At 60.1% G+C, this 12552-nt stretch carries 10 protein-coding genes; 8 read left to right on the forward strand and 2 right to left on the reverse strand.

Going from position 1 to position 12552, the window contains the following annotated elements; translation table 11 throughout:
• Positions 1–126: 126 nt before the first annotated feature.
• Positions 127–762, reverse strand: a complete 636-nt coding sequence (locus E0E41_RS11720; RefSeq protein WP_130870061.1) for a hypothetical protein — start codon at positions 760–762, stop codon at positions 127–129.
• 121 nt (positions 763–883) lie between these two features.
• Between E0E41_RS11720 and E0E41_RS11725 the strand changes: the two genes are divergently transcribed.
• From E0E41_RS11725 to E0E41_RS11740, 4 genes are all read left to right on the forward strand, one after another.
• Positions 884–1735, forward strand: coding sequence for a DNA adenine methylase (locus E0E41_RS11725; RefSeq protein ID WP_130870062.1), 852 nt, complete (start codon positions 884–886; stop codon positions 1733–1735).
• Between the two features lie 182 nt (positions 1736–1917).
• Complete coding sequence (locus tag E0E41_RS11730) at positions 1918–2361, forward strand: Hsp20/alpha crystallin family protein (protein WP_130870063.1); 444 nt, start codon at positions 1918–1920, stop codon at positions 2359–2361.
• 134 nt (positions 2362–2495) lie between these two features.
• Positions 2496–3569, forward strand: coding sequence for a DnaB-like helicase C-terminal domain-containing protein (locus E0E41_RS11735; RefSeq protein WP_165450545.1), 1074 nt, complete (start codon positions 2496–2498; stop codon positions 3567–3569).
• Positions 3570–3573: 4 nt separating this feature from the next.
• A complete protein-coding gene (locus E0E41_RS11740) occupies positions 3574–4464 on the forward strand; it encodes a hypothetical protein (protein ID WP_130870065.1) in 891 nt (296 codons plus the stop codon).
• A gap of 525 nt (positions 4465–4989) precedes the next feature.
• Here E0E41_RS11740 and E0E41_RS11745 read toward each other — a convergent pair.
• Entirely contained in the window at positions 4990–6198 is a 1209-nt protein-coding gene (locus E0E41_RS11745; protein ID WP_130870730.1) for an IS110 family transposase, read from the reverse strand.
• 419 nt (positions 6199–6617) lie between these two features.
• On the opposite strand from E0E41_RS11745, the gene pflB reads away from it, so the two are divergent.
• The 4 genes from pflB to E0E41_RS11765 all read left to right on the forward strand — a co-directional run bounded on the left by pflB (position 6618) and on the right by E0E41_RS11765 (position 12526).
• Positions 6618–8861 (forward strand): formate C-acetyltransferase, encoded by a 2244-nt coding sequence (pflB, locus tag E0E41_RS11750; RefSeq protein WP_130870066.1) that lies wholly within the window; start codon positions 6618–6620, stop codon positions 8859–8861.
• 110 nt (positions 8862–8971) lie between these two features.
• A complete protein-coding gene (locus tag E0E41_RS11755) occupies positions 8972–11614 on the forward strand; it encodes a M56 family metallopeptidase (protein WP_130870067.1) in 2643 nt (880 codons plus the stop codon).
• Positions 11615–11637: 23 nt separating this feature from the next.
• The gene (locus tag E0E41_RS11760; RefSeq protein ID WP_130870068.1) at positions 11638–12012 is read left to right on the forward strand and encodes a BlaI/MecI/CopY family transcriptional regulator; all 375 of its coding nucleotides are present in this window, start codon (positions 11638–11640) and stop codon (positions 12010–12012) included.
• 34 nt (positions 12013–12046) lie between these two features.
• On the forward strand, positions 12047–12526 hold the full coding sequence (locus E0E41_RS11765) for a hypothetical protein (protein ID WP_130870069.1): 480 nt from the start codon (positions 12047–12049) through the stop codon (positions 12524–12526).
• Positions 12527–12552: the final 26 nt, after the last annotated feature.

The raw sequence follows: 12552 nt of genomic DNA on the forward strand, positions 1-12552 counted from the left end.
CACGGTACAGACTTTTTTATAGGGATTCAGGGATCTGACGCGGAAAACGACCGGACCCGGTTCGACCTTATCCCGCCTGCTGCGCGCAGGAACAGCGTTAAACAAAGGCCGGCCGTGGCCGCTCCGTCACAGCGCCAGGATGCGGGCGGGCAGGTCCTCGATGGGTTCGCATTCCCGGATGGAGAAGTGGTACTTCTTGGTTATGCCCAGCTTGGTCCCGTTCTGATAGTCGTTGAAGGAGCTTTTCCGCTCAAAGGAGCGGGAAGGCCCGTTTTTCAGATAGATCTGCCGCAGGATGTCGATCTCCTGGAATACGGCGATGCCGCCGATGTCGTCGCACGGCCGGTCGAACTTCCAGACCACAAAGATGGGGATGTCCTTCCCGTCCGCCCGGTCCTGGGCCTTCCGCTCCAGGTAGCTTTGCAGCTTGGGCTCGTCCACAGCCAGGGATTCCCGGGGGTAGAGGTGAATAAACTGCTTGGACTTCATAAAGGCCTGCCCCGATAAGTACTTTGCCTCAATGCGGCAGATCAGCCTGCCGTCCTTGCTGAACACATCAATGTCCGGATTCTTGTTTATTTTGGTGGGGCTGCAGGAACAGCCTGTGGTCTGGGCCACGAATCTCATCAGCTCCTGGACCAGATCGTCCGAGTTAAACAGGTCCCGGGTAAAGGGATAGTCCAGCTTGGAGCGGCCCAGGCACTTGTGACAGCTGCCGCACAGCAGGGGGATCTCTTTGGGGTTTACCGAACAACTCAGCATGATCTGACAACCTCCCATAATAAGATTACTCTCATTATAGCAGAGATGAAAAAAGATTGCAGAAAAAGTGGTTGTAGGTTATAGTAAGTAGAAAGGCCCAAGGAAATGGATGTGGATCAGTTTGAAGCCCATTTTAAAATATCGTGGGGGAAAGCAAAGGGAAATCCCGGATTTCATTGATCGGGTGCCCCGAAAGTATCACCGCTATTTTGAACCGTTCTTAGGTGGGGGAGCGGTTTATTTTTATCTGGAGCCGGAGCAGGCCGTGGTAGGCGACGTGAACCGGAAGCTCATCACCTTTTATCAGCAGCTGCGGGACCAGTACCCGCTCATGCGCCGGCAGCTGGACGAGCTCCAGCGGCAATACGAGGAGAACCAGACGGAGTACGAGGCGCTGAAGGCCCAATATCCCGACGAACACTGCGAAAACCGGAACGAGGCGCTGTATTATAGGATCAGAGCCCAGTACAACCACCCCACCCGGGAACTCCTGGAGGGTGTGACCTACTTCTTTATCAATAAAACGGCCTACTCCGGCATGATCCGCTACAACAGCAGCGGGGAATACAATGTGCCGTTCGGACGGTACCGCCATCTGAACGCAAATGCCGTGACCCAGGCCCACAGCGAACTGCTGCGGCGCGCCACCGTGCTGTGCGCCGATTATCGGGCCCTTTTCCAACAGGCGGAGGGGGAGGATTTCATGTTCCTGGATCCCCCATACGACTGCATTTTCAATGACTACGGCAATATCGACCGGATGAACGGCTTTGACGAGGCCGAACACCGCCGACTGGCCGCCGACTTCCGCAATCTTAGCTGCCGGGCCCTGATGATCGTGGGCAAGACCCCCCTCACCCAGGAGCTGTACGGCCCCTACATCCGGGGGGAATATCAAAAGCGCTACGCGGTAAATATCCGCAACCGCTTCCAGTCCCAGGCCACCCATATCATCGTTCAAAATTACAAATAAGCAGACCGCACTGGAAAAATCGCATATTTTGTGAACAAACTTTGCTGTTTTTGTAAACGTTAGCACTCTCCGCTTGACAGTGCTAATCTGTGGTGCTATAACATAGTTGTTCCAAGAGAGAGGGATCCAAAGGATCCCTTCCGCAGGGCAAAAAATAAGTGCTATGAATGGAGGAATGACTTATGTTGCCCAGCATTTTTGGTGAGAATCTGTTTGATGACTTCTTTGATGATGACTTTGGGATGTTTCCCATGTGGAATAACCGCAGCCCCCTGTATGGCAAGCACGCCAAGAACCTGATGAAGACCGATGTGCGTGAGACCGAGGACACCTACGAGGTGGACATCGATCTGCCCGGCTTCAAGAAGGACGAGATCAACGTGGACCTGAAGGACGGCTACCTGACCATCAGCGCCGCCAAGGGCCTGGATAAGGACGAGACGGACAAGAAGGGCAAGTACATCCGTCAGGAGCGTTACGCCGGCGCCTGCAGCCGCAGCTTCTATGTGGGCGATGTGGAGCCCAAGGATGTGTCCGCCAAGTATGAGGACGGTATCCTGAAGCTGTCCATGCCCAAGCAGGCCAAGAAGGAACTGCCTAAGCAGTCCACCATTGCCATCGGCTGACAGAACACAAAAGGGCGCTTCCGCTGAGGCGGAAGCGCCCTTTTTTTATGCCCATGGGGGCCGGACTTTGACTTTGTCCGGGATCCGTGATAGCATAAAACAAACTATGGTTCTATTGGAAGGAAGGAATGGATATGGGGCTGGAACGGGGAGAAAAGCGGGCCGCTTCGGGCAATTCCCTCAGCGATTGCGCCGCCCTCTTTACCAGGGAGAGGATCGGCGGCATCTCTGCCGAGCGGGTGCCCACCGGCTTTCCCACCCTGGACCGGAGCCTGAACGGGGGACTGTTCAACGGCCTGTTCGTGCTGGGCGCGGTGCCCGGCCTGGGCAAGTCCACCCTGGCCCTCCAGATCGCCTACAACCTGTCGGGCAGAGGCTACCCGGTGCTCTACTTCGCCCTGGAGATGAACCGGGCCTGGATCACCGCCAAGGCCCTCTGCCGGGCCGACTTTGCCCTCCACCAGGAGCCCGGCTTTCAGGCCGCCGACCTGCTGAACCTGGAGAAGCGGTTTTCCGACGGGGAGTGGGAGCGGATCAACCAGGCCAGAGAGCTGGTGGAGCGGGAGGGGCAGAACCTCTACCTCTACGAGCAGGGGCCGGAGCTGACCCACATCGGCCAGATCCGGGAGCAGATCCATCAGTTCCGGGAGCGGTACCAGGCGGCCGGCGGCAGCCGGCCTATCCTGGTGGTGGTGGACTATCTGCAGATCCTGACCCCACGGGACCCGGTCTCGAAATTCAGCGACAAGCAGATCGTGGACGACAATGTGCGGGAGCTGTGTGCCATCCGGGACCAGGAAAAGGTCATGATCCTGCTGATCAGCGCCCTGAACCGGTTCAGCTATAACAAGGAGATCTCCCTGGAGAGCTTCAAGGAATCCGGCTCCATCGAGTACTCCGCCGACGTGATCCTGGGCATGCAGTACCAGGGCATGGAAAAGACCAGGGGGAAGGGGGCCTTCTCCCTGGAGGACGCCAAGGCCCGGAACCCCCGGCAGCTGGAGCTGACCCTGCTGAAAATGCGGTACGGCCAGGACGGGGTGCGTATCCCCCTGGAGTTCTACAGCGGCAGCTCCTATTTCCGGGAGCTGAAGGGAACGGAGGAGGCAAGGCCCCTCCGGGTCCAGGAGCTGCGGGAGCGGTTCGGCGCCTTGCCCATCCGGTATCACGACGGCTTTCACCAAAAAGCCCGCCAGCTGAGGGGGTGAGGGTATGGAACAGTTTCTCATGAACAACTGCAAGATCGCCAATGAGCTGCGGAAATACCGGGACCTGACCGGCTGCGTCAACCGGGTCAGCCTGTCCGACGACCCGAACAACTACGCCGATTATGTCATCACCCGGGAGCTGTCCTACCTGGATATGGTGACGGCCAACGCGGTGTACTCCCTGTGGCGCTCGGGAGAGGGGAAAAACGGCTTCCGGGCAGAGACCATCGGCCAGATCATGGCGGGAGACATGGACCGGCGGCTGCGGCCGGAGAAGCAGGACGAGATGGAGGCCCGGCTGCAGCGGCTGGCCGAAACGGAGCTGTACATCCTGGCCGACCACGACCAGCAGGCCCGGCAGGAGGTATATGAGGGCCCCCTACTGCCCCTCACCTGGGAGAGCGGCAAAAGCCGGCTGCGCTTCCGCTTCCGGCAGGACGGGCAGATGCCCCTCTACCAGTACGCCGAGGAGCGGAACCAACTGCTCCGGCTGCCCGTCAGCCTCCTGCGGGACGACGAGACCCTGGGCCAGACCAGGCTGAACAACAACGACCGCACCCTGCTGCTGCGCCACTATTTGCTCCAGGAGCTGGAGATCGTCCGCTACCCGGGCAACCGGGTGGACCAGCGGGAGCTCCGGCTGCTGAAGCGGGACGAGGCGGGCAGCGAGTACGGTCTGCTCTGGACCCTGGGCCTGTCGGCGGAGGAGAAGAACCAGGCCGCCGAGGCCAAACGGGCCCAGCAGACCATGGAGCTGCTGCTGGACAACTGGCGGAAAAGCGGCTATGTAACAGAGGAGCAGTATCAGCCCCTTCCACCGGAAAAAGGTTACGGAATCCTGCTGCTGCAAAGTAACGAACCGGAGAAAAAGAGAAACGGAAAAGAGAAAAAATGAAATAACCCATTTTTATCCATGCACGAACTGACTGGGGTACAACGGATTGCGGATTGTTCCATCCCTATAATCTAATAAGATTGAATGGGATAGAACAAGAATTTAGAACTTCGTTCTAGCCCCATTCGGCTGCGGCCCCTGTAAGAGGCTTTTTTAAAGTAAAACAACCACCCGACTTCCACTGGAAGCCGGGTATTTTTTTCTGTTTCGTGCCGGGGAGCGTGCTCTGATCCGTGGGCAGGGAACAGACGTGGTACATAAATGGGACCTGCCGGTCCCATCGGGTGAAATAGTGAAGAAAATAAACGAAGGACGGGAGACGAGGGACGGGGGACGAAGGCTTGGCCCCTATCGGGTCCCGGTGAAAAAAGAAACAGAAAAAAACAATCCCCGTCTGCGAAAGACCTGCTAACAAAAGTCAAGTAAAACTTTCAAAGGAAACGAGCAAAGGAAAAGGGTGCACCAAATTAAACCGCTGTGCATTTCAAAAAATGGCGGTCAGCCAGACAGTATAGAGCTGGGAAATCAGCCATGCTCCAGAGAATCCAGGTAGGCTTTCACAGAAGCGTAGTAGATGCGCAGGAACTTGTTGGCGGAGGCCATCATGTAGACACGGTAGGGCTTACCTTCAGAGCGTTTCTTGTTCATGAACTGGTAGACCGGCTCATCCATTGGAGCGCATTGCAGGAGGACCCCCATCACCAGAAAGAGCGTCCTTCGCAGTGAGGCAGATCCTCTCTTGGAAATGTTACGGCTACGGACATCCACTTGTCCAGATTGGTAAGGTGGGGCGTCAATGCCTGCAAAGGCCACCAGCGCTTTCTTGGAATGAAAACGGCGTACATCGCCAATTTCAGCTATGAGTTGGGGGCCGAGGGTTGGGCCAACACCAAACATCTCCATCACCACAGGATACTCCGGTAGAGAAACGGCCAGGGACTGCATCTCCTGCTTGAGAGCAGCTAACGCGGCGGAAGTTGCCCGGAGTTGGGAAACAGCCTGTTCTACCAAAAGTTTTGCCGTATCCGTTTTCGGCATGACACCGAAGTGTCCACATGCAGAGGCGTATATGTCCAGTGCCTTATCCTCGCTAAAATTGTAGCCGTGCTTTCTGCACCACTTCTGGTATTGGGTGGTAAAGGCCTTTTTAGACAAACCACAGACACACTCACAATGCCAAAAAGCGGCTACAAAATCCACCCACTTCTCGCTGCCATCGGCGCGGGGTGGACTGGTAAACAGGCGGTTTGCATCAGGGAAAGCGGTGTCCAGCAGGGAGATTAGGTTGTTCTTCAGCATGGTCCGTACTTTGGAATACTGCTGGTACTGCCGGTAGCAGGTCTTCAGCATGAGCCGGGTGTCCTCCTCCGGGACATATTTCGGTAGTGTGAGCCAGTGGTCAAGGCCGTAGTTGGCCAGTTTCACGGCGTCCTTCTTGTCAGTCTTGCCTCGTCTTAAACTGTTGTTCCCATAGTCATGCACCAGCATTGCATTGACTACGGAGACATAAAGTCCCGCGTCGTGGAGCAGCCAGGCCACCGGCGCGTGGTAATTACCCGTGGATTCCATCACCACACGGGTCTCACCGTCCAAACTTTTGAGCAGCCCTGCCAGTTCGTTCAGTTCATTGGCGGTGTGTCGCACTTCAAAGGGTGAAACCACCACCTCACCGAAGGGGCGCATGACGGCGATCATGCTTTTCCCTTTGGAAACATCGATGCCAACGCTGTTCATCCACATTCCTCCAATACTAAAGAATCTGCAACCGGAATCCATCTTTTCTCGTTGCCGATTCAATCTATTGGGTGACGCGAACTCCCCGGCATCCGGTGGCTCAACCTGCTGAAATCGAACGCTACAACAAGAGGATGGCTGACAGTCTTTCGTACGGACTTACAAGCCCAAGGAGTGAGTGGTCAGCCAGTTGCTCCTCTTATTGTAGCTTAGGCACGAGATGGAGGGAAAGCCGGACTGGCTGCCCGGCTTTCCTGTCCAAATTTATTGTAATAGTCGTACGGACTTACAAGCCCAAGGAGTGAGTGGTCAGCCAGTTGCTCCTCTTATTGTAGCTTAGGCACGAGATGGAGGGAAAGCCGGACTGGCTGCCCGGCTTTCCTGTCCAAATTTATTGTAATAGGGAATGAGGAGAACCTATGAGCATTGATGTGAATTGTACCGCCTGGCAGGGCTTCCGCACCGGCGAGTGGCGGCATTTGGTGAACGTGCGGAATTTTATCCAGAAAAATGTCACTCCGTATATGGGAGACAGCACTTTTCTGGCCGGGATTTCCACAAAAACAGCTCAGGTGTGGAAAAAAGCCGAGGCCCTGATCATTGAAGAGGTGAAGAAGGGCATCATCGACGTGGAGACCCATGCCGTCTCCGGCATCGACAACTTTGCCCCCGGCTACATCGACCGGGATAACGAGGTCATCGTGGGCCTCCAGACCGACGCCCCGCTGAAGCGGATCGTCAACCCCTTCGGCGGAATCCGCAACGCCACCTCCGCCCTGGAGCAGTACGGCTACCAGCTGGACCCGGAGATCGAGCGCCACTTCCGCCTCTACCGCAAGACCCACAACGAGGGCGTGTTTGACGCCTACCCCAAGCGCACCCGGCTGGCCCGCCACGCGGGCCTGCTCACCGGTCTGCCCGACGCCTACGGCCGGGGGAGAATCGTGGGCGACTACCGCCGGGTGCCCCTGTACGGCACCGACTTCCTCATTGAGGAGAAGGAAAAGGACCTGGATATGCTGGACGGCCCCATGACCGACGAGCGCATCCGCCTGCGGGAGGAGGTCCAGATGCAGATCCGGGCTTTGCGGGAGATGGCCTCCATGGCCGCCAAATACGGCTGCGACATCACCCGCCCGGCGGAGAACGCCCATGAGGCGGTGCAGAACCTGTACATGGCCTACCTGGCGGGCATCAAGGAGAACAACGGCGCCGCCACCTCCCTGGGCCGCACCTCCACCTTCCTGGATATCTACATCCAGCGGGATCTGGACAACGGCGTGCTGGACGAGGAGGGCGCCCAGGAGCTCATCGATCAGTTCGTCATCAAACTGCGGCTGGTGCGCCACCTGCGCACCCCGGAGTACAACGAGCTCTTCGGCGGCGACCCCACCTGGGTTACCGAATCCATCGGCGGCATGGGGGTGGACGGCCGCACCCTGGTGACCAAGAACTCCTTCCGGATGCTCCACACCCTCACCAACCTGGGCACCGCCCCCGAGCCCAACCTGACGGTGCTGTGGAGCAAGGACCTGCCCCAGGGCTTCAAGGACTACTGCGCCAAAATGAGCATCGACACCGACTCCATTCAGTACGAGAGCGACGAGCTGATGCGCCCCATGTACGGGGACGACTACTGCATCGCCTGCTGTGTGTCCGCCATGGCGGTGGGCAAGCAGATGCAGTTTTTCGGCGCCCGGGCCAACCTGGCCAAGAGCCTGCTGTACGCCATCAACGGCGGCGTGGACGAGGTGAAGGGGGGCGTCATCGTCCCCGGCATCGAATTGGACCGGGACGAAGTGCTGGACTACCCCAAGGTGCTGGGCAACTACAAAAAGGTGCTGTCCTACGTGGCGGAGCTGTACGTGGACACCATCAACATCATCCACTACATGCACGACAAGTACGCCTACGAGAGCAGCCAGATGGCCCTTCACGACACCCTGGTGGAGCGGCTGGCCGCCTTCGGCGTGGCGGGGCTGTCCATTGCCGCCGATTCCCTGTCCGCCATCAAGTTCGCCAAGGTACGCCCCATCCGCAACCAGGAGGGCATCGCCGTGGACTTTGCGGTGGAGGGGGATTTCCCCAAGTACGGCAACGACGACGACCGGGTGGACGACATCGCCGTGGAGCTGGTGTCCTACTTCTCCGCCGAGCTGAAGAAGCACCCCCTGTACCGGAACGCCATCCACACCCTCTCCGCTCTCACCATTACCTCCAACGTGATGTACGGCAAAAAGACCGGCGCCACCCCCGATGGCCGGAAGGCGGGGGAGCCCTTTGCCCCCGGCGCCAACCCCATGCACGGCCGGGACAAGAGCGGCGCCCTGGCCTCCCTCAACTCGGTGGCCAAGATCCCCTACCGGGCGGTGTGTCAGGACGGGGTGTCCAATACCTTCTCCATCGTGCCCAACGCCCTGGGCAAGACCGAGGCCGAGCGGGTGGACAACCTGGTGCACATCCTGGACGGCTACTTCATCCAGGGTGCCCACCACCTGAACGTGAACGTGATGAACCGGCAGCTGCTGGTGGACGCCATGGAGCACCCTGAGCAGTACCCCACCCTCACCATCCGGGTGTCCGGCTACGCGGTGAATTTCTCCCGCCTCAGCCGGGAGCAGCAGCTGGAGGTCATCAAGCGCACCTTCCACGACCAGATGTAACCGCCGTTTCCGCATTGTAACCAAATATGCCTTGACAAAAAGAGGTTACAGTTGTACCCTGAACATACGAAGGGTACAACTGTAACCTTGATTTGTCTGGAGGGAGCATCATGGCCGAGTTTCTGCGCACCCTGCTGGTGCTGACGATATTGGGATCGGTCCTCACCGGCCTGTTGCTGGCAGTCCGGCCCCTGATCAAAAGCAAAACGGTCTTTTACTACCTGTGGCTGCTGGTGCTGCTGCGGCTGTGCCTGCCGGTGGGGGTTACCATCCCTCTGCCCGCCCAGGCGCCGGAGGAACCGGCACGGACGGAGGTCCAGCAGCCTGTGACCCAGCCTGCCCAGACGGAGGTCCTGCCTGTCCAGCCTCAGACCCCCTCCGGACAGCAGGGGGGAGCGGCGGAGCCTCAGCCGGAGATCCAGGAGAGCGAGCCCGCCTTTGACTGGCGGGGACTGCTCACCAGCCCGGCCCTGTGGCTGACTGTCTGGGGAGTGGGGGCGGCCTTCTGCCTGGGCCGGCAGGTGTGGGGCTACCGGCGCTTTGCCCGGATGGTAAGGAAAGCCGGGGAGCCTCCGGAGCAGGAGGCCATGGCCCTGCTGGCGGCCCTGGACCGGGAGGGCCGGGTGGGCCTGACCGTCTGCCCCTATGTGTCCACCCCCATGCTGCTGGGGGTGCTCCGGCCCGCCATCGTGCTGCCCCGGGGGGTGGAGCCTGACCGGCTGGGGGACATTCTGGCCCACGAGCTGACCCATGCCCGGCGTCAGGACCTGCTATACAAGTGGTTTGCCGCAGCGGTGACCAGCCTCCACTGGTTCAACCCCCTGATGATCGTGGTGCGCCGCCAGCTGAACCGGGCCTGCGAACTGTCCTGCGACGAGGCGGCCACCAGGGGCCTGGACGCCGCCGGACGGCGGCACTATGGGGAGACCCTGCTGGCCATGGCGGCAGGGCAGTCCCCCAGAGGCCTGCCGGCCGTGACCCTGTGCGAGGAAAAAAAGCACCTGAAGGAGCGGCTGACGGCGGTGATGAAGCCTGTGAAAAAAGGCCCGGCGGCCGCCGCCCTCACCCTGGCGCTGGTGCTGATCCTGACGGGGTGCGCCGCTATTTTCGGGGCACAGCCCACCCCCTCCGCCGGGCCGGAGCCAGACCCGGTCATGACCCCCGACCCGGACGCCCTGCTGCGCAATCCGGTTCTCTACGACCTGGCCAACGGCCTGACGGCGGCTCTGCCCGCCAACCTTTCGGAGGACCTGCTGGTGGAGACCCCGGAACAGGGAGAGATCTTCCTGTCCGTCTATGACAGGCGCAGCTATGAGGCGGCGGGGGGCACCGGCGGTACGGAGGGCATGGGGTGGATCTTCTCCATGACCCGCTATGACCAGATCGACTTTGAGCAGAGCCTTACCGAGGACAACAGCGGCCGCAGCTTCTTTGCCCGGGGGGACGGCTGGTATTACGCCTGCCTCACTCCCACCGACGTGCGGTTCTACTCGGAGGAGGCCGACCAGACCCACGCTCTGGCGATCTGGGAGATGCTGAACCGGCGGCTGCCGAAGGAGGCCCTGCCCGATTTCATTGCCCGCAACGGCCTGGAGCCGTTCACCAGCGGGGACTATCTCAATGCCGACGGTACCCTGTGGGGCGGCCAGCATGTCTACATCAGCTACCATACCCCCGATTGGAGCGAATCCATTACCTTGCTGCTCTCCCAGCCCGCCAGGCAGGGGGAGGACGGTATCTGGTGCGTGGAGGGGTATTTCAACAACCAGATCGGGGGCAGTACGCTGGTGATGCCCCGGGACACCGGCATGACGGCGGCGGACTACTACACCCAGCTCCAGAAGGGAGCCGACCAGGGGCGGCAGACCGATCTGCTCACCCCGGAGGGGGCGGCCCTGGACTGGCTGTCCGGCCGGTATGACGGGGTGACCGCCGATCAGCTCACCCCGGTGGAGGGGGAGCCCGCCTGGGATCTGTGGTACCGGGAACTGAGTCCCATCATGGGTGAGGCCCTGACGGTGGGCACCCTGGTGTATGTGGATGGAGCGTACACGCAGGTGGAAAACAGGATCAGTGAGCCGCCCTATTACCCCACTTTGTATACCCGGCTGTGGGTCAAAGCTGATGCCCCCGGCACCATCAACGGTCCTGCGGTGCGGTACGACGCGGGGGAGAAGGGTTCGGTCATCTTCCTGGAGCAGGACGGCCTGGTGAGAGTAGAGCACGATGGCGAGGTATCCTGGTACCGGGATGCCTATGACTACGAAAACACCCCTTATGAGGTGATGGCGGACCTGATCCAGGCGTGGAAAGAGGCAGATGCCGCCGCCGCTGCTCCCGTGGCCGACGTGCATGAGGCGCTGGACCGGGTGTTTGCGGACCGTGGCAGCTTGGAGTATTTGGGATTCCTCGCCGGACCGGAGGGCGGGATCAATACCGCCTATGTGTCCCGGGAGGAACTATCTCAGATCCACGAATGGCTGTCTGCCTGCACCTGGGAGGAGGTGGCGGAGCTACCCCAGGACGAAGGGACGGAGGACAGCTCTGACCCGCCCGCCGGGTGTGATAGACTGTGGCTGATGGGTAAGGGCGACCTCATTATGGGCTGGGACGATCCCTATGTGAGTTACAACCCTTCCTACGATGCCGCCCAGGTCGGAGCCGGCACCCAGTACTGGCACTGCACCCAGGGCTATGAGGAGCTGTATACCAGGCTGGCCGGGCTGTGGGCCGGGCTTCTGGCCGGGCAGTGAGGATGAGAATGGAGGGAACGGACATGAACACCGTGGAAGAAAAGATCACCGAGGCGGAGCTGGAGGTGATGGAGGTACTGTGGGATGCGGGGGAGCCCCGCACCCTGGGCCAGATCAAGGAGGCCCTGTCCGAGAAGAACGGGGACACCACCAAGACCCTGCTGCGGCGGCTGTGCGCCAAGGGGGCGGTGGGCCAGGAGAAGCGGCAGGTGTACTGGTACACCCCCCTGGTGAGCCGGGAAGAGGTGCGGGGCAGCCGCACCAAAAAGCTCATCGACAAGCTGTATGCCGGGTCGGCCCGGAACATGGTGGCCGCCCTGGTGCAGGCCGACCAGCTGGACCGGGAGGACATCGCCCAGCTGCGGGCGCTGCTGGATGAGCTGAGCAAAGGGCAGTGAACAGACCGCCCGAACGAGAAAGGATGATCGGAACATGAAGCCAAACCATCAGCTTCTGGCAGTCTTGGCCCTGCTTGCGGCCCTGGCTTTGTCGGGATGTACCGCCCCTTCCGGGCCGGATCCTGTACAGTCCCCGGCACCGGAAGCCGTGTCCTCTCCGACAACGGCGCCCAGCCCCTCCGCCGTGCCGGAGACCGAAGCGCCCGGCCACACTTACTCCGACGAGGAGGTGGCCCAGGCCAAGGCGGCGGCGGAAGCGGAGTTTGCCAATCTGACGGGATGCACCCTGGTGAGTATGGACTATGACCCCCAGCGCTCCTATGAGGCGGCGGCCCAGTACTGTCCGGATGCCGATGAAGCGGAGCTGAACAACTGGATCGTGCTGTTTGCCACCTTTACCACCGACGAAAATCAGGCGGTCCTGGAGCCAAACAGCACCTATAAGGATTATATGTATATTCTTCACCGGGAGAATGCGGACGCCCCCTGGATCGTCATGGATGGGGGCTATTGACAGATTGAACAGGGAAAGAAGGGACT

This window comes from Intestinimonas massiliensis (ex Afouda et al. 2020), assembly GCF_900626285.1.
GTDB classification, from domain to species: Bacteria; Bacillota; Clostridia; order Oscillospirales; family Oscillospiraceae; genus Flavonifractor; species Flavonifractor massiliensis_A.